Below are 22,191 nucleotides of genomic sequence, written 5' to 3'. Positions count from 1 at the left end.
CATGGGAAGACTGAACGGAAAAGTTGCCATCGTGACGGGGGGTGCCCGCGGGATCGGTCGGGCCACCGCGACGCTGTTCGCCCGAGAGGGCGCGGCCGTCATGGTGGCCGATCGGGACGGCGAGGCGGCAGAGGACCTTGCGGCCGCGTTACGGGCCGAGGGCGCCCGTGTACTGGCCCTGTCGGTCGACGTAACCCGACCCGAACAGGTCGAGCAAATGGCCGGGAAGGCCACCGAGCACTTCGGCCGCATCGACATTCTGGTCAACAACGCGGGCATCACGTGGGATGCCACGCTGCGCAAGATGACGCTGGAGCAGTTCCAGGCCGTGCTGGAGGTCAACCTGACGGGCGTCTTTCTGTGCACGAAGGCGGTGTTGCCCTACATGGAAGCGCAGGGCGGCGGCTGCATTCTGAACGCTTCGTCCGTGGTGGCACACGCGGGCAATTTCGGTCAGACGAACTACGTGGCCACGAAAGCGGGTGTGATCGGGATGACGAAGACCTGGGCGCGGGAGCTGGGGCGACATGGCATCCGGGTCAACGCCGTGGCGCCCGGCTTCATTGAGACCGACATGACGCAACGCATACCCGAAAAGGTGCTTGAAATGGTACGCTCTCGCACGCCACTCGGGCGCATGGGGCGTCCCGAGGAAGTGGCCCGCGCCTACCTGTTTCTGGCCTCGGACGAGGCGTCGTTCATCACGGGCGCGGTGCTCAACGTGGATGGTGGACTAACCCTGTGACCCATGGCACGCGCACAGATCATCGGAACGGGCCTGTACGCACCGCCGCGTGTGGTGACGAACGCCTACTTCAACGAGTACTACGGCGAGGACGTCGATAGCTTTCTGCGCACGCAGCGCAACATTCGGGAGCGGCGCTACGCCGAGGATGGGCAGACCACGTCGGATCTGGTGGTGGAGGCGGCCCGGGCCGCCCTGGCCGAGGCCGGCATGACGCCGCAGGATCTGGCGCTCATCATCGTGGCCACCGACACGCCGGACTACCTGTCGCCGGCCACGGCCACCGTCGTGCAGCACAAACTGGGGGCCCGTCGTGCCGGCACGTTCGACGTCAACGCGGCCTGCGCCGGCTTCGTAACGGCGCTGGAGGTCGGCCGACGGTTCGTGGAGGGCGGCAGCGGTCCGGTTCTGGTCGCCGGAGGGTACTTGATGAGCCGGTTTCTGGACTTTTCGCAGCGCAATATCGCCACACTGTTTGCCGACGGAGCGGGGGCCGTGGTACTGGCTCCAGCCGACGACGAGGAACCCGGCATTCTGCTGACGCGGCTGGAAGCGGAAGGACAGTACTACGACTACATGGGCATCTACACGGGCGGAGCCTGTTGCCCGCATGAGCCCCAGGTGCTGGCCTTTCGCAAGAAATTTCCGAAGACCTACAACGTCGAGCACTGGACGCGCCTGGTGCGCTGGCTCTCGAAAGAGCTGGGCGTGCACCCCGAGGAGGTGGACCACCTGTTCTTTACCCAGATCAACGTGCTCAGCATCCGGGAGACGCTGGCGGCGCTGGGGCTCCCCGAGTCGCGCACGCACTACGTGATGGATCGCTATGGCTACACGGGCAGCGCCTGTATTCCCATGGTGCTGGCCGACGCAGTCCGGGCGCATCGATTGCGGCGGGGGGATCTGGTCTATCTAATCGCCTCGGGGGGAGGGGCGGCCCTGGCGGCCATGGCGCTACGGTGGGCCTACGACACCTGACGGAAAAGACCATGCTTTCGGAGCAGGCGATCGGCTGGGGCTTTTTTCTGGCTTACCTGCTGCTGGTAGGCGGTGCGGCCCTGCTGGGGATGCGGGGAGCGCGTGGACTGGCGGGCTTCTCCGTGGGGAGCCGCACGGTCAGTCCGGTGCTGGTGGGCCTTTCGCTGGCGGCCAACCTGACCAGTGCGGCCACGTTCGTGATCAATCCCGGTCTGGTCTATCTCTATGGCTGGGCCGGTTATCTGGGCTACGGACTCGCTACGCCGCTGGGGATTCTGGTGGGGCTGGTGCTGCTGAGTCGGCGCTTCCGGCAGCTGGGCGATCGCTATGCAGCACTGACACTGCCCCAGTGGATCGCGGCGCGCTATGGCGACCGCCGTCTGGGCGTGCTCTACGCAGTGCTGAGTCTGCTGCTCATCACCTTCATGGTGCTGATCGTGGTGGGACTGGCCCGCGTGCTGGCCAGCGTGCTGGGAATCGGTCTGATCGCCGCGCTGGTGTTGACGATCGCCATCCCGATGGGATACCTGCTGCTGGGCGGAGCGGGCGCCCACACGCTGACGAACACGGCGCAGGCGCTGATCATGCTGGTCGTGGCCGTGTTGCTGATCGGATCTGGACTTTCCTACTGGGAGGGCGGACTGTCGGGCCTGCTGCAGCGGCTGGCGGCCATCGATCCGAACCTGGCACGTCCGGTCAATCCCGAGAGCCTGCTGTTTCGCAGCCCGTTCGAGGTGTTCGTGGCCAATTTTGTGGTCGGCGTGGCCGTCATCACCCAGCCGCACCTGCTTTCGAAGGCGCTTTACCTGCGTTCGGAGGCCGACGTGGGACGCTATCTGCTGGTGGGTTTCGGCGTGGCGTTCGTGTTTTTCTCGGTGCTGTTGACCGGACTCTACGCCCGGCTGCTCATGCCGGAGGCCGGACTGGTGGCCGACGCAGTGATCCCGACCTATCTGGTGGAACGTTTTGGACCGGTCGTGCGGGGCCTGATCACGATCGGGCTGCTGGCGGCCGGCTACTCGACGCTGGAGGGGCTGCTGGTCGCGGTGGCCGCCATCGTGGGCAACGATCTGTACCGATCGTGGGCGCTGCGCAGGGGGGTGGCGCCCGAAGTGGCCGAACAGCGGGCGCTCCGACTGGGCAAACTCACGCTGGTGGCGCTGGCGCCCGTACTTTTCGTGCTCGGCTACGATCAGCTCACGCCGGCGCTTTCGGTTGCGATCCTGGCGCAGAACGGCGTCTACGGCCTGTTTGCCGCCACCTTCGCCCCGGTGCTCATGGGCGTGCTGGGCGTTTCGCTCCGGCCCCGGGTCGTGGTTGCGGCGGCGCTGACCGCGCTTCTCGTCCACTTCGGCATCTACTACGGCCAGATCGGGCCTTACTGGAACAACCCGGCCGTGCCCGCCACCTGGGCGGTGTTGCTCTCGACCATGGTGGCGCTCCTTGGCCGCTGGATGCCGCAGCGAACCGGACAACCGGCATGATGAAAAGACAACCGTTCATTCGCACCGACTGGCTGGCGCGCAACGCGTGCTACTGGCCGGATCGACCCGCGCTCACCTGGGTGCCGGAGGGCACCTGCTGGACATTTGCGCAGCTGCATGCCGAGGGCGAGGCGCTGGCCGCCGTGCTGGCCGCGCGCTTTGGCCTGCAGAAAGGGGATCGCATTGCGATCCTGGCCGAAAATCGGCCGGAGCACGTGCTGCTGTTCGTAGCCTGCCAGAAGGCGGGATGGATCCTGGTGCCGCTGAACTACCGGCTGGCCGCGCCGGAGCTGGCCTACCAGGTATCCGACAGCGCTCCCGCCCTGCTGGTCTATGACGCGCCCTACACCGGGGTGGTCCAGCGATTGGGCGCGGTGGCATTACTGCCGCTGGAGACGATCCGGACGTTTGCCCGCTCCGGCGCCACGCTGAAAAGCCGTCCGGCGATCGCGCTGGACGATCCGCTCATGATCCTGTACACGTCGGGCACGACGGGGCGGCCCAAGGGGGCCCTGATCACGCACGGCATGATCGCCTGGAATGCGTTCAACACAATCCACCGGCTGGACCTGACCAGCCGGGATGTTTCGTTCAACGCGGCGCCCTTCTACCACACGGGCGGCTGGAACGTGCTCCTGACGCCGTTTCTGTTCAAGGGCGGCCATACGTATCTGCTCGACCGCTTCGATCCGGAACAGATTCTTCGTCTATGTGACGAGGCGGGCGTGACCATTCTCTGGGGCGTGCCTACCATGCTCCGGATGCTGGCCGATCATCCGCGCTTTGAACAGACATCGTTCCGGACGATTCGCTACGCCATCGTGGGCGGTGAGGCTATGCCGGAGCCCCTTATTCGGCGGTGGCACCAGAAAGGCGTTCCTATCCGTCAGGGATTTGGCATGACGGAGGTGGGGGTCAACTGCTTCTCGCTTCCCGAAGACGATGCCCTTCGCAAGATCGGCTCGATTGGCTTTCCCAATTTTTACGTCGAGGCGCAGATCGTCGATGAGACGGGACGGGAGGTGGGGGTCGATGAGGTGGGTGAGCTGCTGATGCGGGGACCGGTGGTGACGCCCGGCTACTGGCAACGGCCCGAAGCGACGGCGGAGGCCATCGATGCGGAGGGCTGGTTCCATACGGGAGATCTGGTGCGGCGAGACGCGGAAGGCTATTTCTATGTGGTGGGTCGGAAAAAAGACATGTACATCAGCGGTGGCGAAAACGTCTATCCTGCCGAAATCGAGGTCGTACTCCGGGCGCACCCGGACGTGGCCGACGCGGCCGTGGTAGGGGTGCCCGATCCGAAATGGGGCGAGACCGGCGCGGCCTTTGTCGTGCCGAAGCCCGGGCGAACGCTTACGGCCGAGGCGGTGCAACGCTACTGCCGCTCGCAGCTGGCCGGCTACAAGGTGCCCCGCCATGTGTTTTTTCTGGAGGCGCTGCCGCTTGGGCCCACCGGCAAATGCGACAAACAGGCGCTTCGCGAACGGTCACATAAACTTATCTCCTGATGAAAAAGATTGGACTGCTGGCAATGATGCTGCTTCTGGCAACCGGTGCGGTGGCCCAGCCGCTTGTGGGCTATCCCGACAGGCTCGATACCGCCGTGGTGCGCAACTACCGAGTGGTGTACCACGACAGCCGAACCCCCGGCCCTCCGGTCGTGCTCGTGCACGGACTGGGAACGAACCTGTCGGTCTGGCGGGAAATCATCCCCCGCCTTGCCACGCAGGCGCGTGTGCTGGCGCCGGATTTGCCGGGTTTTGGGCTTTCGGACAAGGATGGCGTTCCGGCCACGCCCTCGTTCTACGCCGACGTGCTGGTGGCCTGGCTGGACATGCTGGAACTGGCGCAGGTGGATGTGGTGGGGCTGTCGATGGGGGGACAGGTCGCGCTGATGATGGCCCTTCGGCATCCGAATCGCATCCGGCGGCTGGTGCTGGCTGCGCCGGCCGGAATCGAAACCTTCACGCCGGAAGCCGCTGCTCAACTGAAAGCGCTGTTTACGGCCGAAGCCATTGCTTCGATGCCGGCGGCGCTTTACGAGCAGAATGTCCGGCGCAATTTTGCCCGCTGGAATTCGGATCGGTTCGGATGGTTGCTGACCCAGCGTGCGCAGATCCAGGAGCGTCCGGATTTCCGCGCCTACGCCGAAGCCAACGCCCGGGCTGTGGCCGGCATGCTGGACGAGCCGGTTTTCGAACACCTGCCGCAGGTGCAACACCCGGTGCTGGTGGTTTTCGGCGAAAACGACCTGCTCATCCCCAATCGCTTCTTCCGCCCCGCCGAAACTCCGGCCGATATGCTCCGGCTGGCGCTGGAACGCTTGCCGAATGCTCAGGGCGTGATGCTCCCCGAAGCCGGACACCTGCTGGTGCTGGAGCAGGCGGAAGCCTTTGTCGCGCAGGTGCGCCGGTTTCTTTTCGCACCCGAGGATTAGCGTGCGGCGCTCGAAGCGCGTCCGCGTGCTGGCGCTTCGCCATCCCCGGTCTTCAGCAGCACGTGCAGGCCCGGGGCCAGCTGGATGTAGAGGGGGAGTGTGGCCAGACCAAGCGCGGCCGCATCGACGCCGGCCGTGCCCGGCAGCAGCCGCACCGGTGGCTTTTCTTCGATGCGCAGCGCGGCCAGCCGCTGCGTCAACCATTCAATAATATAGGTCATGATCGGCTCCGGAAGCCGACCGCCGAAGAAGATGGCCTCGGGATCGAGGATGTACTCGACGGCCAGGATGATCGGGGCCAGGTGTTCCAGGCCTGTGTGCAGCCAGTCGAGCAGGATCGGGTTTTTCTCCTGGAAGAGTTGTTCCAGATCTTCCAGGCTCTGGGCCGTGTGGCCGGCCGCCTCGAGGCGGCGGTAAAGGCGCGGTACGTTGAAGAGGATGCCCAGGTGCGGTTTTTTGAAGACGGTCAGGTCTTCGGCGGTGAGCACCTCGGGCGGCAGGTAGCAGTAGCCCAGTTCGCCGGCGTTACCAGAATGTCCGTCGTAGGGCTGTCCGTTGAAGATGAGGCCGCCGCCGAGCCCTTCGCTGAAAAACACGTAGAAGAAGGTGGCGATGTGCTGGCCGGCGCCGTACCAGCGTTCGCCGATGGCCGCGGCCGTGGCGTTGTTTTCCAGAAAGACCGGCAGCTCCAGACGCCGCTCCAGGATTTCGACGACCGGCACGCGGTGCCAGCCGGGGAAGGCTTTGGGGTTGGCCACGTTGGTGACGTGGCCGTCTTCAGAGACGTCCAGCGGACCGGGAATGCCCACGCCGACGCCCCAGACTTTTTCGCGGGGAAGGCCGGTTTCCTGCAGCAGCGTTTCGGCCGTGCGGGCCAGGAGGTCCATGGCCTTGTCGGGCGGTAGCGCCCCGTCCAGCGTCTGATGGATGCGGTGGCGGATCTGCCCGGCAAAATCGACGAGCAGCGCGGTCAGGTGGTCACGGTCCAGGTCGAGCCCGATGGAGTAGGCGCCGTCGGGATTGATGGCCAGCTGGATCGAAGGGGCGCCGCGGCCGTCGCGGAGCCGTTCGGCCTCGTAGATGAGGCCCATATCGAGCAGCTCCCGCGTGATGTTCGAGACGGTCTGGGCCGTGAGTTCCGTGCGACGGGCCACTTCGGCCCGCGAGATGGGTCCGAAGCGCCGGATCGTCTCCAGCACGATCCGGAAGTTGTAGGCCTTGGCGTACTTGAGATTGGTGCCCAGCAGCATAGCGTGGTGCCGTGCGATGCTTGTAAATACCTCTAAGATAAACTTTAAGCAATCCATTTGTTTAAAAAGATCCGGATAATTTCTCGTCGTTACGGGGAATTGAGCGGTTTGTTGTGATTCTGTGAATATGGAAGCCCTACCGGATTTCGTGCCTTGCAATATTTCGTCAATTTGAGTATATAGTACGTTAGTCAAGTAAATTGATTAATTGAAATCGGCTCTGCGGCCGAAAGAAACGGTTTCGTGAAAAGACCCATGTGTGCACGGAAACGTCTGATGCTGAAGCGCTGGCTGGCGCTGGGAATGTGGTTGCTGCTGGTGGGGGTGGTCCACGGGCAGGTGATCCGGGGGACGGTGACCGACCGGGACACGGGTGATCCGCTTCCGGGCGCCAATGTCGTGATCAAAGGCACCGTGCGGGGAAGCGCCACCGATGTGGATGGTCGGTTTGTAATTCCCAACGTGGCGCCCGGACAGTATACGCTGGTGATTTCGTACCTCGGTTATCGCACCGAGGAGGTGCCCGTGACGGTCGCCGAGGGCGCATCGGAGGTCGAGGTCAACATCCAGCTCGTCTGGGAAGGGATTGTCGGGCAGGAAGTGGTCATCACGGCGCAGGTGGCCGGACAGCTGGCCGCCATCAACGAGCAGTTCTCGGATGTGGTGGTCAAGAACGTGGTCTCGCGCGACCGCATTCTGGAATTGCCCGACAACAACGCGGCCGAGTCGATCGGACGTCTGCCGGGCGTCGTGATCCTGCGCTCCGGGGGCGAGGCCACGAACGTGGCCATCCGCGGCCTGCTGCCCAAATACAACACGGTCACGGTCAACGGCGTGCGATTGCCCGATACCGATCCTTCCAATCGTCAGGTCGATCTGTCGCTGATCTCGTCGAACATTCTGGACGGGATCGAGGTGCGCAAGGCGATCACGCCGGACATGGACGCCGATGCCGTGGGCGGGAACATCGACCTGCGGCTTCGGAGCGCGCCTTCGGGCTGGCATTTCGACGTGCTGGCCACCGGTGGCTATGCCGGGCTGCAGCAGTATCTGGGGAACTACAAGCTTGTCGGAACAGCCAGCAACCGCTTTCTGGGTGAGCGGCTGGGCGTGATCGCCACGTTCAACGCGGATCGCTACAACCGGAGCGCCGACAAACTGGGCATCAACTGGACGGCCGACGACATCAATCCGCTGACCGGTCAGCGAGAACCCCGGTTCAACAGCTTCAACCTGCGGGAGGAGACCGTCTTCCGCGGCCGTTTGGGCGGCAGTCTGCTGCTGGACTACAACATTCCCAACGGGCGCCTGCAGGGCAACATTTTCTACAATGAGCTGCGTGACGATGTATTTGTGCGCCGTTATGCCCCTTCGGTCGGCAGCCTGGATGCCAGTGTGGAGGATTACGACACGCGCACAGCCATTCTCACCAGTGGGCTGGGGATCGAGCAGGACCGGGGTAGCTTCAAATACGATGCACAGGCCTTCTATACCATTTCCCGGCGTCGGTCGCCGCATAACTACATCTGGGAGTTTGGACGCGATGGCACGGCGCTGAGCGTAGGGCGGGCCGAGTTGTTCGGTCTTTCGCCCGACAGCGTCTGGAGTCTGGTGCGTCACGATTCGACCATGCAGCTCACCTCGATCTGGGTGGATTCCGAGCGCCTGGACGAAGACCAGTATGGCATTCAGGCCAATTTCCAGCGGCCGTTCCACTTCGGATGGGTTTCGGGTTACGTGAAGCTGGGCGGTAAGCTGCGCTGGTTGTCGCGCACGTTCGACCGCGAACGCAACGGCCGGCAGGGCCTGCGGTATCCGAGTGATACGGTCGAGCAGTGTCTGCTGGAGACGCTGGGCCCCGAGTGGGAGGAGCGCTATCAGATTGCCGACTCGGTCTACGGCGTGCCCGGACTCCCGATCGCCCTTATCCAGAAGGACTACAAACGAGAAGGGGAGTTCGGCGAGGGGCAGTTCGGGCTGGGACCGATCGCCGACGAAGACCTGCTCATGGAACTGACGCGGGCGCTGCAGGCACCGCCCTGCCAGGCCGAATACCAGAACAATACGATCGAATCGCTGGGTCGCGATTACGACGGCATCGAACGCTATCAGGCCGCCTACGTCATGGCCCAGCTCAAGATCGGGCCCTACGTCACGCTGATTCCGGGCATTCGCTACGAGCGGGACTACTCGCGCTATACGGGACAGCGCTTCCGGGAAGTTACGTCCGGATTTGTGTACGCGCCCCCGGCCGATCTGGCCGAACTGGAGGTGGAGCGCGAGAACATCTTCTGGCTGCCCATGGTCCATCTGGACGTGCGGCCGGTCGACTGGCTGGCCGTCAAGCTGGCCCGCACCGAGACCATCTCGCGGCCCAACTACTACCAGTACGCACCGATTACCTCGATCAACACCTGGCGCTCGTTCATCTGGGCGGCCAACTCGAAGCTGCGTCCCTCGCACGCCACGAACTACGACGCCACGCTGCAACTGGCCAGCTCCCGCTTCGGATTGTTTGGAATTTCGGCTTTCTACAAACGCATCGACGATCTGCTGATCGAGGTCGAATTCCCCGCCCAGCTGTTCCGGGATGTCAACGGCGATACGGTGGTGATCGGCGTGCCGGAAGGCACGAACGTGCCGCGCGAGTGGCTGATCGGCGCCAGCCCGCAGCTCCAGACCACGGTCAACAACGACGAACCGGCCAAATACTGGGGCTACGAGCTGGAATGGCAGACCAACTTCTCCTATCTGCCCGGCGTGCTCAAAGGCCTCGTGCTGAGCCTGAACTACACGCGGGGCTTTTCGGAGACGACCTATCACTACTACCGCAAAGAGCGGCAGATTCTGCCGGGACGTCCCCCGCGTACCATCTACTCCATCATCGATACGACCCGCACCGGCCGCATGCCGGGACAGGCAGCCCACGTGTTCAACATGACCATCGGTTTCGATTACCGGGGTTTTTCGGCGCGGCTGTCTTACCTCTACCAGAGCGACATTGCCAGCTGGGTCAACCCGCGTGAGCCGCTGAACGACGTGTTCGTGGGGCCCTATTCCCGATTCGACCTGTCGGTGCGGCAGAAGATCGGGACGGGCATGGAGCTCTATGCCAACTTCAACAACCTGAATAACCGGCCCGACGAGCAATACACCGGCCAGAATACGCAGGACCCGGATTATAGCTTTACGCGCCGCTATCTGGCCTACAAAGAACTCTACGGCTATACGATCGACGTCGGATTCCGCTATCGATTCTGAGGCACAATTGCCCGGAAGGTGACCATCATCCCAACCCAAACACGGAGGAGGCCATGCAAACGCGCTACTACCTGACCGGCATCCTGCTGGTGGGACTGCTGGCAGCCGCGAGGCCGGCTGCGGCCCAGGACTACACGGTCTGTCCCACCGATCAGGACGAGTGCGTGGTGGAGTGGGCCGATGAACAGGGCCTGCCCATCATGAACGCCCTGACCAACACGGTGGCCAACGATACCGAGCGTCCGGCGGGGCGTATCTACAAGCTCAAACGAGGGGGGTTCTACTGGATCACCGAGCACATTTCCAACAACGAGTTCAACCTGCGCCTGATCGGCCAGACCGCCGAGGAAGGTGCTGCTACCGGCGAGAACGTCTGTGGGGAGAGCGGCACCGAGGACTGCGGTCCGGCCATCATTCAGCGCTTCCGCCGCGAGGACGGGACGGTGGACGGGCTCATGATCGAAAGCAGCGGCGATGGCAACGGCGGCCTCGAGCTGCGCAATCTGTGGCTCATGGGCCAGGACGACTCGGGCGTGACGGCCAACTACGAACCCATCCTCATCAACTCGAAGAACTCGAAGTTCATCTTCGACCATGTCGTTTTCGACCGGAACGACTGGCATCACCTCGGCTTCAAGGCCGAAGGCAACGACATCATCATCACGAACTGTCTGTTCCGCAACCTGGTGGGGCCGACCCAGATCTGGGAAGGCCGCGCCATCCGCCTGGAGGCCGGCGCCGATACGGTCATCTTTGAAAACAATTCGTTCTTCAATTTGACTTCCTTCCCGTTCCAGTCGGAAGCCGCGCCGGTCGAGTACTTCCTGTTCAACCACAACACGCTGGTGAACTTCGGCCGCAACTTCAACGCGGGCGGCCTCTGGAAGCGGGCCTACGTGACAAACAACCTGATGATCAACCCCTTCTGGCAGGGTGAAAGTGAGCAACAGTACCAGGACCGTCTCAATAGCTGGGTAGGCGCCGGCAACGATCCGGACTACTTCAGCCAGTGTTGCGAGTATATCGGCATTTTCGGCATCCAGCCGCTCCCCTCGCGCTACGGGCTGGAGACGGACCGGCGCATCGTGCTGGCCAACAACAACTGGTGGCTGGATCCGACCGTGGCCCAGATCCACCAGCAGCTGGGCGTGCGCTCGCAGCCGCTCGTGAGCGATACGACGGCGCGCTGGTTCGAGCTGTACGACGGCATGGTCATGGAAAACAACACGAACCTGGAAGTGCAGCTCGCCAATGCGCCCACCACGCAGGAGGTCTACAACCTGATGCAGCAGTTCATCAGTCAGTGGATCAACGAAGCGCCCACGCCCTGGGCGCTGGTCGTGTGGGATCCGGGCCGCGATCCGGATCCGAAGGCCAACATCTGGCCGGTGCCGGAGGACTTCTCCTATTCGCATCCGCAACTGGAAAGCGCCGGGACCGACGGGCTGCCGCTGGGTGACCTGAACTGGTTCCCGGACGCTCTGCAGAACTATCTGGCCAACCGGGATGCCTACATCCAGGCCATCGAGGAAATGGCCGGTGGAGCGCCCGAGCAGCCAGTTGATCAGGTGCTGGTTGAGGGTGAAGACGGTGTGATTGAAAACGGCTCCGTCTACAATGTGGAGGGCTTCACCAGCTTCTTCTTCGAAGGCAGCGGTCGGGCCTTCTGGCGCTTCACGGTGCCGGAAGACGGCGAGTACATGCTGCGCGTGCAGACGAACATGGGCAATGAGACCGAGCGCGGCCAGCACATCCGGATCGACGGCGTCGGCCTGCGGAATACGAACACCTACGGCGAGTTCTTCTTCTGCTCGACGAACAGCACGAACTCGGAGTGCAAGTTCAAACTGCAGCCCAATACCTGGGAATGGGTGGAAATCCACCAGAGCGATCTGGTGGCGGGGTCACTCATGTTGACGGCCGGTGAGCACACGCTGGAGATTGCACCGTCGTGGGGCTGGCAGTGGTTCTCTTCGGTCGAGGTCGTGCAGGTTTCCACGGGCGAGGTGGTCGCCACGCTCACGCCGGCCAACGCCGAGGAACTGATTGCCGCCCGCATCGAGTGCGACGATCCGAATGCCTTCTGTCCCTCCGGGCTGCAGGCGGCCTCGCTGGACGCGGGCGGTAGCGTGACCTGGACGCTGGAAGTGCCGGACAACGTCCGTAACGGCCTGGCCCGTATCTTCTACCAGGCCGAGGCGGCCGCTACTGGGGCGCTGCTGGTCGATGGGCAGCAGGTTGCCGAGCTGTCGTTCCCGGCGGCCACGGGGACCTCGGCCTCCGAAGCCCAGTCGCCACGCTTCAAGTTCCAGACGGCCTCCAAGACGGTGCGGCTCAGCGCCGGCACGTACACGCTCACCGTGACCAGCGCCAGCGGCGGGCTGCTGATCGACTACGTGATCGTGCTCTACTACGAGCAGGACATCGTGGCGACCGAAAGCAGCACACTGCCGGAAGGCTACGTGCTGGAGCAGAACTACCCGAACCCGTTCCATAAAGCGACCACCATCCGCTACACGCTCCCGCAGCCGGGCAAGGTGCGGCTGGTGGTCTATGACCTGCTGGGCCGCGAAGTGGCCCGGCTCGTGGATCGGGAAATGCCCGCCGGCACGCATGCCGTGCGCTTCGAGCCGCAGGGACTCTCGAGCGGCCTGTACTTCTACCGCCTGGAGACGCCGGACGGGCAACTGGTGCGGCGCATGACGCTGCTGAAGTGACCCCGGGTCTGTGGCATTGTGCGCGACAGGGAAAGGGAGCAGCGATCGGCTCGGAACGGTAAAAGCCGGGCCGGTCGCTGCTCCCGGTCCCTTTCAGCGGGGTGATCTCGATCGAAGTGTGCTGCTAACGGATCATGGAATTGCACCTTACCACGCTCGACCTGCTCATCATTCTGGCCTACGGACTGATCACCGTCGGGATCGGCATCTGGATTTCAAAGCACGCGGCTTCCAGTATTCGTCATTACTTCCTGGGTGGTAACCGCATTCCCTGGTACATGCTGAGCCTGTCGAACGCCTCGGGCATGTTCGACATCAGCGGTACCATGTGGATGGTTTACCTGCTTTTCGTCTATGGACTGAAAAGCATCTGGATTCCCTGGCTCTGGCCCGTCTTCAACCAGATCTTCCTGATGGTCTACCTGTCGATCTGGTTGCGACGGTCCGGGGTGATGACCGGTGCCGAGTGGATCACCTTTCGTTTCGGGACGGGACGTGGAGCGCAGCTGGCCCACCTGATCGTGGTACTGTTTGCCATTTTCAACGTTATCGGCTTTCTGGCCTACGGGTTCATCGGTATCGGCAAGTTTGCCGCCACGTTTCTGCCCTGGAAGCTCTCCGACGATCCGGTCACGAACATGCACCTCTACGGTCTGATCATCACGGCGCTGACCACGATCTATGTGGTCAAGGGCGGCATGTTCAGCGTGGTGGCTACCGAAGTGCTGCAGTTTTTCATCATGACGATCGGCTGCGTGGCCGTGGGCATCATCGCCATGCAGCGCATCTCACCGGAGATGGTGGCGGCCGTGGTGCCGGACGGCTGGTTCGATCCGTTCTTCGGCTGGAAACTGGATCTGGACTGGTCCCGCCTTATGCCCGCCGCGCAGGAGAAAATTGCCGCCGACGGCTGGGAGCTGTTCTCGGCTTTCTTCATGATGATGCTCTTCAAGGGCGTGCTGCAGGCGATGGCAGGTCCGGCACCCAACTACGACATGCAGCGCGTGCTTTCGGCCCGCACGCCCCGCGAGGCGGCCAAGATGAGCGGCTTCGTGAACGTCGTGTTGCTCGTGCCGCGCTACATGCTGGTGACGGGGCTGACCGTGCTGGCGCTCGTGTTCTTCTCCGACGAACTCAACGCGATGGGCTCCAACGTCGATTTCGAACTGGTGCTGCCCTTTGCGCTGCGCGAGTTTGTGCCTTCCGGGCTGACCGGGCTGCTGATTGCCGCGCTACTGGCCGCTTTCATGTCGACCTATGCGGCGACGGTCAACGCGGCCCCGGCCTACATCGTCAACGACATCTACAAGCGCTACATCAACCCCCACGCCAGCGAGAAAACCTACGTCTGGATGAGCTACCTCACCTCGCTGCTCGTGGTGGTGATCGGCACGGCCGTGGGGCTGTTCGTCTATTCGCTGAACGATATCATCCAGTGGATCGTGGCGGCACTCTACGGCGGCTACACGGCTTCGAACCTGCTCAAGTGGCACTGGTGGCGTTTCAACAGCTACGGGTACTTCTGGGGCATGGTGGCCGGGATGATCGCCGCCATGGTGGTCCCGGCCCTGATGCCCTTCGTGGCGACCATCTACACCTTTCCGGTCATCCTGGGCGTCTCGCTGATCGGCTGCATTGCGGGCAGTCTGTTTACACCACCCGACGACGAAGAGGTGCTGAAAAACTTTTACCTGAAGGTGCGGCCCTGGGGCTTCTGGAAGCCGATCCACGAGAAGCTGGCCGCCGAATTTCCGGAGCTGGAAGCCAATCGGAACTTCAAACGCGACATGCTGAACGTGGCCGTAGGCATCGTCTGGCAGACGGCGCTGACGGCCGCCGGGATCTATCTGGTACTGGAACGCACCACCGAGCTGCTGATCTGCGCCGGGCTGATCGTGGCCTGCTCGATTTTCCTGAAATACAACTGGTACGATCGCATGGAAGACTATCCGCGCGATCTGGAGCGGTATGCCACGAAAACCGCCCGGCCGGTGGGAATGTCTGCCGGTTGAACTGTCTGATCAAAAGAGAACGGAGTGCTATGGAAGTGCGAATGGCACCGACCGAGGCGTTTGCGTTGCGTCTGAAACGGCTGGAAGCCGCTTACGAAGAGCTTATTACGCGCCCGAACGAGCTGCTGCCCGACGGCAACGGCATCGTCACGCGCTACCGCTATCCGGTCCTGACGGCCGCCCACACGCCCATTTTCTGGCGCTACGACCTGAATCCGGAGACGAACCCCTACCTCATGGAGCGCATGGGGATCAACGCGGTGTTCAATCCGGGGGCCATCAAGCTGGGCGACCGCTACCTGCTCGTGGCGCGCGTGGAGGGCGTCGATCGCAAGTCGTTCTTTGCCGTGGCCGAAAGTCCCAACGGCATCGACAACTTCCGCTTCTGGGACGAACCGATCGTGCTGCCCGAGACGGACGATCCGGACGTCAACGTTTACGACATGCGCCTGACCCTGCACGAGGACGGCTGGATCTACGGGGTGTTCTGCACCGAACGCAAAGACCCGAAGGCACCACCCACCGACACGACCGCGGCCATGGCCCAGTGCGGCATCGCCCGTACGAAGGACCTGAAAACGTGGGAGCGGTTGCCGGATCTGAAGACGCCCTCGCCCCAGCAGCGCAACTGCGTGCTGCACCCGGAGTTCGTCGACGGCAAATACGCCTTTTACACCCGGCCTCAGGACGATTTCATCGAAGCCGGGTCGGGGGGAGGCATCGGCTGGGGACTGTGTGCGGACATCACGAATCCGGTCATCACAGAAGAGCGCATTGTCGATCCCCGCGTTTACCACACCATCAAAGAAGCCAAAAACGGCCTGGGACCGCCGCCCATCAAGACGCCGCACGGCTGGCTGCATCTGGCCCATGGCGTGCGTAACACGGCGGCCGGCCTGCGCTACGTGCTCTATCTGTTCATGACGGCGCTGGACGAGCCCTGGCGCGTGATCTATGCGCCGGGTGGTTACTTCATGGCGCCGGAGGGCGAGGAACGCGTGGGCGACGTGTCGAACGTACTCTTCTGCAACGGGTGGATTCTGGACGACGACGGCCGGGTGCTGATCTACTACGCTTCGTCCGACACGCGCTGCCACGTGGCGACCTCGACGCTCGACCGGCTGCTGGATTACGTCATGCACACGCCGCCCGACGGCGGCCGCTCGGCCGCCTGCGTGCAGCAGCGGCTGGAACTCATCCGACGGAACCTGCAACGGCTGAAGCGCCCGTGAGCACGGAAACCATCCCGGACGTTCGGCGCCTGCGCGCGCTGCAGGCGGAGGTCCACGAAGAGCTGACCGAGAACATCCTGAAGTTCTGGGCCACGCGCACGCCCGATCTGGTGCTCGGTGGGTTTGTGGGACGGGTGGGGCCGGACGGCCGGCCCCACCCGGAAGCCCCGCGCGGGGCCATTCTGAACGCACGGATCCTGTGGACGTTTGCCGCAGCCTACCGCCAGCTCGGCACGCCGCTGTATCGGGAGATGGCCGAGCATGCCTACCGGTACTTCGTCCGGCACTTCGTGGACGCCGACCACGGCGGCGTTTACTGGCTGGTGGCCGCCGACGGCCGTCCGCTGGACACCCGCAAGCACGTCTACGCTCAGTCCTTCGCCATCTACGCCCTGAGCGAGTGGCACCGGGCCACGGGCGACGAAGCGGCGCTGGCGCTGGCCCGCGCGATCTATGGCCTGATCGAAGCCCACTGCGCCGATCGGGTGCACGGCGGCTATGTGGAAGCCTGCGATCGCGCCTGGCGGCCGCTCGAAGATGTGCGGCTCAGCGCCAAGGACGCGCCCGAGCCGCGCAGCATGAACACGCACCTGCACGTGCTGGAGGCCTACACCAACCTGTATCGCGTCTGGCCCGATGCGGAGCTGGCCGTACGGCTTCAGGCGCTGATCGAGCTGTTCCTGCGGGCCATCTACCACCCGGCCACCGGGCATCTCATCCTGTTCTTCGACGAGCGCTGGCGGCCGCGCTCGCGGGCCGTCTCGTTCGGGCACGACATCGAGACAAGCTGGCTGCTTCTGGAAGCCGTCGATGTGCTGGGGCAGGCGACGTTGCGCCCGCGGGTGCAGCAGGCTTCACTGCATCTGGCCCGCGCCACGCTGGCCGAAGGCCGGGCACCGGACGGTAGCCTCTACTACGAGATCGACGAGCAGGGCCGTCTCGATACCGACCGGCACTGGTGGCCACAGGCCGAAGCGCTGGTGGGATTCCTGAACGCCTATCAGGAAAGCGGCGAGGTGGCCTTCTACGAAGCGGCCGAAGGCGTCTGGCGCTACATCCGAAAGCGCCAGCGTGACACGCAGGGGGGCGAATGGTTTGCCCGCGTGCGCGACGACGGCACCCCCTACCCCGACGACAAGGTGGACTTCTGGAAGGGGCCCTACCACAACGGCCGCGCCTGTCTGGAGGCGATCCAGCGCTTGCGGCACCTCCTGGAACACGCTCGATCCCGGTAGCGCGATTGTCCGGGCATCATGGGGCAACCCATAACCGCGCCTTATTTCTCGGGCGGAAAGCCCGGGCGCACCCCTATCGGACGAACGACCCCATTTCCACCCCGTAGAGGCGGGCCGCTGTGCCCGCCGTGTCGTGTCCGTGGATTATGTTCGGCCCATGAGGGCTACGTCGTCATGCTCCGGTGCATCAGCGATTCCATATAAGAGGCCGTGTTGGAAGCGCTTTCTGGACAGCTTCGTTTCAAAAAAAAGAGCTTGCATTTTTTCATAATTTTTTATTTGATAAAAGAAATAGGCCACTCTGCCCGGTTGTTCAAGCGCCCATGCGCAGGCAACGAAAAAAATGGCGCTTCTGGCTTGATCCCGCTGGCATCGCGTTGATCTACTGGAGCGTGGGATTGCTCTGGATCCTGCTATCCGATCACCTGCTGATGCAGGCCGGGGTGGATCCGGTCACGCTCACGCGCTGGCAGATGGCCAAGGGGCTGCTGTTCGTGACGCTCTCAGCCCTGCTGCTCTATGGACTGATGCAGATGGGGCGGCGGCTGCTGCGAGAACAGACCGAACGGCTGAAGAAATCGGAAGCGAACTACCGGCTGCTCTTCGAACACAACCCCCGGCCCATGTGGGTCTATGACCTGGAGACGCTGCGTTTTCTGGCGGTGAACCGGGCGGCCGTTGTGCTCTACGGCTACAGCCCGGAAGAATTCCGGCGCATGACCATTCTGGACATTCGGCCGGAGGAAGACCGTCCGAAGGTGGCCGCCAGCGCCTGGGCACCACGTGGCGCCTTCAAGCACTCGGGCCCCTGGCGACACCTTACAAAAGACGGGCGCCTGCTGGAGGTGGAGATCGACTCGCACCTGATCGAGTGGGAAGGGCGGCCGGCCGTGCTGGTGCTCGTGCAGGACGTCACGGAGCGCAACCGTATCGCCCGCGAAAATGCCCGCTATCGCGAGGGGCTGGAGCGCCTGCTGGAAGTCAGCCGGCAGCTCATGGGGGAGACGACCGACTGTGACCGGTTGCAGGCCGAGCTGGTGAAGACGGTCCGGCAGATCGTGCCGTCGGCCGAGGCCGTGCTGCTCTGGATGCGGCGCGGCGATCGGTTCGTACTGGCGCAGAAGGATGGGGGGCCCGAAACCCTGAAGCCGGGCTTTTCGCTGCCGCTTACGGCCGATCTGATGGCCCGCCTGGAAACCGTCGATACGCTGGATCCGGTCGAAGCGGCCGCCCTGCAGGCCCGCACGGTCCCGGCCCTTCGCGACCTGAAGGCGGCGCTGGTGGCGCCCATTCGCACCGATCACACGCTGGAAGGCGTGATCTGCGCGGACAGCTTCACGCGAGCCGATGCCTTTGCGCCCTACGAGCGGGCGCTGCTGCAGTCGCTGGCGGCGCTGGCTTCGGTCACGTTGCAGAACGCCCGCCTGTTTACGCAATTGCGCCGGCTTTCGCGTCAGTTGCTGGTGGCCCACGAAGAAGAACGCCGCCGTATTGCCCGCGAGCTGCACGACGAGGTGGGAGCGCTGCTGACCTCGGCGCAACTCTGCCTGGGCATGGCGCAGACAGAGTGTCGGAGGCGCAGCAGACACTGGCGCAGAACCTGCAGGAAGCCCGTGCGCTGATCGACCGACTCAGCCAGGAAATTCGCCAGCTCACGCTTCAGCTTCGGCCGCCGCTGCTTGACGAACTGGGGCTGGTGGGGGCGCTGCAGGCCTACATCGAGCGCTACCAGAAACAGACGGGTATCAGGGTCCACCTGCACATCGAGCTGGAGCCCGAGCTTCGGCTGCCGGAGCTGGTCGAGCTGACGGCCTACCGGTTCGTGCAGGAGGCGCTGACCAACGTGGCCCGACATGCGCAGACTGAGGAAGTTGCCGTGCAGCTCCGGCTTACCGATCGGGAACTTCTGCTGATTGTCGAAGATCAGGGAGTGGGATTCGACCCCGAGCAGGCGTTTGCCACCGGACGATCCATGGGACTGGCGGCCATGCGAGAACGGATCGAATTGCTGGGTGGCCGGTTAGAAATCACAAGTCAACCCGGACAGGGCACCCGCCTGAAGGCCCTGTTGCCACTTCCGGAAGAAGCCGATCGTCTGATCTCAACCGAAGCATCGCTATGAACAGGAATAACTGGACAGCCATCATTGTCGAGGATCATCCCATCGTCCGCCAGGGACTGCGGACGCTGCTGGAACGGCAGGGATGTCAGGTCGTGGCCGAAACCGGCGACGGACTGGAAGCCCTGCAGCTCATCGAAACCCACCAGCCGCGACTGCTCCTGCTGGATCTTTCGCTGAAAGGGTTGAACGGGCTGGAAGTGCTCCGCCAGGCACGGCGGCGGGCGCGCTCGATGCGCGTGCTCGTGCTGTCGATGTACGACGACGACGCCTACGTCGTCGAGGCGCTGCGCAGCGGAGCCATGGCCTACGTGTTGAAGGGTAGCCCGGTAGAAGAACTGGTGCACGCGCTGGAAGCGCTTTATCAGGGACGCCGCTATCTGAGTGCGCCGCTTTCGGAACGCCTGCTGGCGCAGGCCGAAGCGCCGCAGGACCTCCGCGATCCCTACGAGACGCTGACCGATCGGGAGCGCCAGATCCTGCACCTGACCGCCGAGGGGTACACCAGCCGCGAGATTGCCGAGCGGCTTTTCATCAGCCCCCGCACCGTCGAAAAGCATCGGGAAAACCTGATGGCCAAACTGGACATCCACAGCCAGGCTGAACTGATCCACTATGCCGTGCAGCGCGGGCTGGTCCAGCCGCGCCGGCCCTGAACGCGCTTTCCGTAATCTTACGTATTGGGGATGAAAGCGCCGTTTGCTTTTTTCCTGAAAAAAGGCGTTCTTTCACCCCATGGCCGAGGCAGTCACGGTTTTACTGATCGACGACCAGCCACTCTTCGTGCAGTACCTGCTTCGTTTTCTGGGGACGGAACCACGCATTGAAATCGTCGGCGTTGCCCACAAGGCGGAGGAGGCCGTGACCCTCAGCCAGGCGCTACAACCCGAAGTGATTCTGCTGGACCTTTCCATGCCCGGCCAGAGTGGAATGGACGTGCTGCCGCAGATCCGAGAGGCCGCGCCGCACTCCTATATCATCGTGCTCACCTCGCATGACAGCGAGTGGTACCGGGACCAGGCTCGCCGGCGAGGAGCCGACGCTTTCGTCTCGAAGCACGAAGTACTGGAGCGCCTGGTACAGGTCATTCTGGAGCGGCCCGTTCAGTAGCCTGGCCCGCCTGAAAGGGGCCAGAGCCCATTTCAGGCAACACCACACTGTACGGCCTTGAGGGAACGAAATCTTTGCAGGACATCTACTGTTGGTAGTGCGCCCGGCGGGCGACATTTCCCACTTAGTGCCTGACTGCGAAGGGACTTGTCGCACTCTGAAAGAAATGGGCATTCATGGAGGAGCTGTCTGAAAAAGAACAGCAGGCGCGCCTGGCCGAAGCGCGAATCCTGGTGGTGGACGACCACGTGCATGCGCGGCGGCTGTTGCGGCTTCAGCTGCGCAAGTACGTGGCGGTGCAGGAAGCGGGCTCCTTCGACGAGGCGCTGGCGCTCTGTGAGGAGCAGATGCCCGACGTGGCGCTGATCGACATTCATCTGGGCGAGGTGCGCACCGGCGTCGATCTGCTTCAGGCACTGCGCGCATTGCCGGGCGGCCAGCAGCTCCGGGCCATCGCCTGTACGGCCTATGCCGTGCCGGGCAGTCGCGAGCGGTTCCTGGAAGCCGGCTTCGACGAATACCTGGCCAAACCCATCCATACCGAGCAACTCCTGCGCGTATTGCAGCGCGTGCTGGACCCGTCCTACCGTCCCGATCGCACCCGGCTGGCCTTGCCCGAATGGGAACTGAAGTTGCCGCCGCAGCCGGAGACGATCACGGCAGTCATGGAATTGCTTTCGCGCGATGAAGAAGAAATCGAGCTGAAACAGCTCATCGAACTACTGCACGAAGACCCCATCACGGCCGCCTGGGTGCTCCGGCATGTCAACTCGGCCTACTATGCGCTTCCGCACAAGGTGACCACCATCGAGCGGGCCGTGACCATGCTGGGGTTTCTGCCGGTAGGGAATCTGGTGCTGACCGAAGTGGTCACCAACGCGTTCGAGCAGGTCACCACGCCCGAAGCGCGGCATATCCACAAACACATCATGCAGGTGAGTCTGAGCACGGCGCTGTTCGCCCGGGAACTGGCCGCGCTCGTGGAGCAGATCTCGCCTGAACAGGCCTTTACGGCCGGGGTGCTGCACCAGCTCGGTCGTCTGGTCTTTCTCAGCAGTGCCCCGGAGCGATACATCTCGCTCTGGAAAACGAACCTGCAGGGCGGCAGTCAGTGGCTGCAGGCGCCCTCGCCGGACGACGAGGTGCGCACGTTCGGGCTGAACTATGCGCAGTTGGGCGCCGACATCGCCCGGGACTGGGGAATGCCCGAACTGCTCATCGAAGCCATCCGCTTTCACCTGGATCCCCGCTGGGCGACCGGACGCGGACGTCTGCTGGCGCTGCTGGTCCGGGCCGGGCGCACGCTGGCCCTTCAGTTCGGCTGCAGTGGGGAGCTACTGGCGCAGCTTTCTCCAGAAGAATTGCCTCCGACGGTCCGGGGTGCGTTGCGCGAACTGGCCGAAGCCACGCACGGCTCGGTTCAGCGCTTCTGGCGGCACGTCCTGAGTCGGAGCCGGGCCATTCAGGAGCTGGCCTGTAGCTATCGTCAATGAAATCAAAATTTAGAAATATAAAACTTTGAAAGAAGAGCCTTTCTGTGCGTAGAGTTGCGCATGCGGATTTGTCGCCGCGGCCTTATGCTTTGCGTCCGTTGTACCGCTCGCCTGT

Annotated in this window: 16 protein-coding genes; 15 read left to right on the top strand and 1 reads right to left on the bottom strand. The window is 63.4% G+C overall.

Features of this window, described 5'->3' with window-relative positions; all coding sequences use genetic code 11:
• The first annotated feature begins 1 nt into the window (after position 1).
• From fabG to GYH26_RS13160, 5 genes are read left to right on the top strand one after another with little or no spacing between them, the layout of a single operon-like run.
• Positions 2-745, top strand: a complete 744-nt coding sequence (gene fabG, locus GYH26_RS13180; protein WP_161542045.1) for a 3-oxoacyl-ACP reductase FabG — start codon at positions 2-4, stop codon at positions 743-745.
• 3 nt (positions 746-748) lie between these two features.
• Positions 749-1,723: a 3-oxoacyl-ACP synthase III family protein gene (locus tag GYH26_RS13175; protein WP_161542044.1), complete on the top strand. Its 975-nt coding sequence runs from the start codon at positions 749-751 to the stop codon at positions 1,721-1,723.
• An 11-nt stretch (positions 1,724-1,734) separates the two neighbouring features.
• Entirely contained in the window at positions 1,735-3,207 is a 1,473-nt protein-coding gene (locus GYH26_RS13170) for a sodium:solute symporter family transporter (RefSeq protein ID WP_161542043.1), read from the top strand.
• Positions 3,204-4,718 (top strand): class I adenylate-forming enzyme family protein, encoded by a 1,515-nt coding sequence (locus GYH26_RS13165; protein ID WP_161542042.1) that lies wholly within the window; start codon positions 3,204-3,206, stop codon positions 4,716-4,718. The genes GYH26_RS13170 and GYH26_RS13165 overlap by 4 nt, the downstream gene beginning before the upstream one ends.
• Positions 4,718-5,647 (top strand): alpha/beta fold hydrolase, encoded by a 930-nt coding sequence (locus GYH26_RS13160; RefSeq protein ID WP_161542041.1) that lies wholly within the window; start codon positions 4,718-4,720, stop codon positions 5,645-5,647. Before GYH26_RS13165 ends, GYH26_RS13160 begins: the two co-directional genes overlap by 1 nt.
• On the opposite strand, the gene GYH26_RS13155 is transcribed toward GYH26_RS13160, so the two are convergent.
• On the bottom strand, positions 5,644-6,897 hold the full coding sequence (locus tag GYH26_RS13155; RefSeq protein ID WP_161542040.1) for an ROK family transcriptional regulator: 1,254 nt from the start codon (positions 6,895-6,897) through the stop codon (positions 5,644-5,646). The two genes, GYH26_RS13160 and GYH26_RS13155, sit on opposite strands and share 4 nt — an antisense overlap.
• Before the next feature lie 255 nt (positions 6,898-7,152).
• On the opposite strand from GYH26_RS13155, the gene GYH26_RS13150 reads away from it, so the two are divergent.
• The 10 genes from GYH26_RS13150 to GYH26_RS13110 all read left to right on the top strand — a co-directional run bounded on the left by GYH26_RS13150 (position 7,153) and on the right by GYH26_RS13110 (position 22,076).
• Positions 7,153-10,158 carry a TonB-dependent receptor gene (locus GYH26_RS13150; RefSeq protein ID WP_161542039.1) on the top strand — a complete coding sequence of 1,002 codons (3,006 nt, stop codon included), beginning with the start codon at positions 7,153-7,155 and terminating at the stop codon, positions 10,156-10,158.
• Between the two features lie 53 nt (positions 10,159-10,211).
• Positions 10,212-12,875 (top strand): T9SS type A sorting domain-containing protein, encoded by a 2,664-nt coding sequence (locus GYH26_RS13145; RefSeq protein WP_161542038.1) that lies wholly within the window; start codon positions 10,212-10,214, stop codon positions 12,873-12,875.
• A 140-nt stretch (positions 12,876-13,015) separates the two neighbouring features.
• Positions 13,016-14,887 (top strand): sodium:solute symporter family transporter, encoded by a 1,872-nt coding sequence (locus tag GYH26_RS13140; protein ID WP_161542423.1) that lies wholly within the window; start codon positions 13,016-13,018, stop codon positions 14,885-14,887.
• A 29-nt stretch (positions 14,888-14,916) separates the two neighbouring features.
• Positions 14,917-16,119 (top strand): glycoside hydrolase family 130 protein, encoded by a 1,203-nt coding sequence (locus GYH26_RS13135; RefSeq protein ID WP_161542037.1) that lies wholly within the window; start codon positions 14,917-14,919, stop codon positions 16,117-16,119.
• Positions 16,116-17,354 carry an AGE family epimerase/isomerase gene (locus GYH26_RS13130; RefSeq protein ID WP_161542036.1) on the top strand — a complete coding sequence of 413 codons (1,239 nt, stop codon included), beginning with the start codon at positions 16,116-16,118 and terminating at the stop codon, positions 17,352-17,354. The genes GYH26_RS13135 and GYH26_RS13130 overlap by 4 nt, the downstream gene beginning before the upstream one ends.
• 323 nt (positions 17,355-17,677) lie before the next feature.
• On the top strand, positions 17,678-18,976 hold the full coding sequence (locus GYH26_RS13125) for a PAS domain S-box protein (RefSeq protein WP_242006435.1): 1,299 nt from the start codon (positions 17,678-17,680) through the stop codon (positions 18,974-18,976).
• The gene (locus GYH26_RS15285) at positions 18,922-19,476 is read left to right on the top strand and encodes a sensor histidine kinase (RefSeq protein ID WP_242006433.1); all 555 of its coding nucleotides are present in this window, start codon (positions 18,922-18,924) and stop codon (positions 19,474-19,476) included. The genes GYH26_RS13125 and GYH26_RS15285 overlap by 55 nt, the downstream gene beginning before the upstream one ends.
• Entirely contained in the window at positions 19,473-20,129 is a 657-nt protein-coding gene (locus GYH26_RS13120) for a response regulator (protein WP_161542035.1), read from the top strand. The genes GYH26_RS15285 and GYH26_RS13120 overlap by 4 nt, the downstream gene beginning before the upstream one ends.
• Before the next feature lie 79 nt (positions 20,130-20,208).
• A complete protein-coding gene (locus GYH26_RS13115) occupies positions 20,209-20,583 on the top strand; it encodes a response regulator (protein WP_161542034.1) in 375 nt (124 codons plus the stop codon).
• Positions 20,584-20,759: 176 nt separating this feature from the next.
• The gene (locus tag GYH26_RS13110; RefSeq protein WP_161542033.1) at positions 20,760-22,076 is read left to right on the top strand and encodes an HDOD domain-containing protein; all 1,317 of its coding nucleotides are present in this window, start codon (positions 20,760-20,762) and stop codon (positions 22,074-22,076) included.
• Positions 22,077-22,191: the final 115 nt, after the last annotated feature.

Origin of the sequence: Rhodothermus marinus (assembly GCF_009936275.1) — a bacterium.
GTDB lineage: Bacteria > Bacteroidota > Rhodothermia > Rhodothermales > Rhodothermaceae > Rhodothermus > Rhodothermus marinus_A.
Note: the sequence above shows the minus strand (reverse complement) of the source record. Positions and strands in the feature narration are given on the sequence as shown.

Bases quoted from the DNA above. Each gene is read 5' to 3' on its own strand.
- fabG (WP_161542045.1), top strand. From the start codon at position 2: ATGGGAAGACTGAACGGAAAAGTTGCCATCGTGACGGGGGGTGCCCGC.
- GYH26_RS13175 (WP_161542044.1), top strand. From the start codon at position 749: ATGGCACGCGCACAGATCATCGGAACGGGCCTGTACGCACCGCCGCGT.
- GYH26_RS13170 (WP_161542043.1), top strand. From the start codon at position 1,735: ATGCTTTCGGAGCAGGCGATCGGCTGGGGCTTTTTTCTGGCTTACCTG.
- GYH26_RS13165 (WP_161542042.1), top strand. From the start codon at position 3,204: ATGATGAAAAGACAACCGTTCATTCGCACCGACTGGCTGGCGCGCAAC.
- GYH26_RS13160 (WP_161542041.1), top strand. From the start codon at position 4,718: ATGAAAAAGATTGGACTGCTGGCAATGATGCTGCTTCTGGCAACCGGT.
- GYH26_RS13155 (WP_161542040.1), bottom strand. From the start codon at position 6,897: ATGCTGCTGGGCACCAATCTCAAGTACGCCAAGGCCTACAACTTCCGG.
- GYH26_RS13150 (WP_161542039.1), top strand. From the start codon at position 7,153: ATGTGTGCACGGAAACGTCTGATGCTGAAGCGCTGGCTGGCGCTGGGA.
- GYH26_RS13145 (WP_161542038.1), top strand. From the start codon at position 10,212: ATGCAAACGCGCTACTACCTGACCGGCATCCTGCTGGTGGGACTGCTG.
- GYH26_RS13135 (WP_161542037.1), top strand. From the start codon at position 14,917: ATGGAAGTGCGAATGGCACCGACCGAGGCGTTTGCGTTGCGTCTGAAA.
- GYH26_RS13125 (WP_242006435.1), top strand. From the start codon at position 17,678: ATGCGCAGGCAACGAAAAAAATGGCGCTTCTGGCTTGATCCCGCTGGC.
- GYH26_RS13120 (WP_161542035.1), top strand. From the start codon at position 19,473: ATGAACAGGAATAACTGGACAGCCATCATTGTCGAGGATCATCCCATC.
- GYH26_RS13115 (WP_161542034.1), top strand. From the start codon at position 20,209: ATGGCCGAGGCAGTCACGGTTTTACTGATCGACGACCAGCCACTCTTC.
- GYH26_RS13110 (WP_161542033.1), top strand. From the start codon at position 20,760: ATGGAGGAGCTGTCTGAAAAAGAACAGCAGGCGCGCCTGGCCGAAGCG.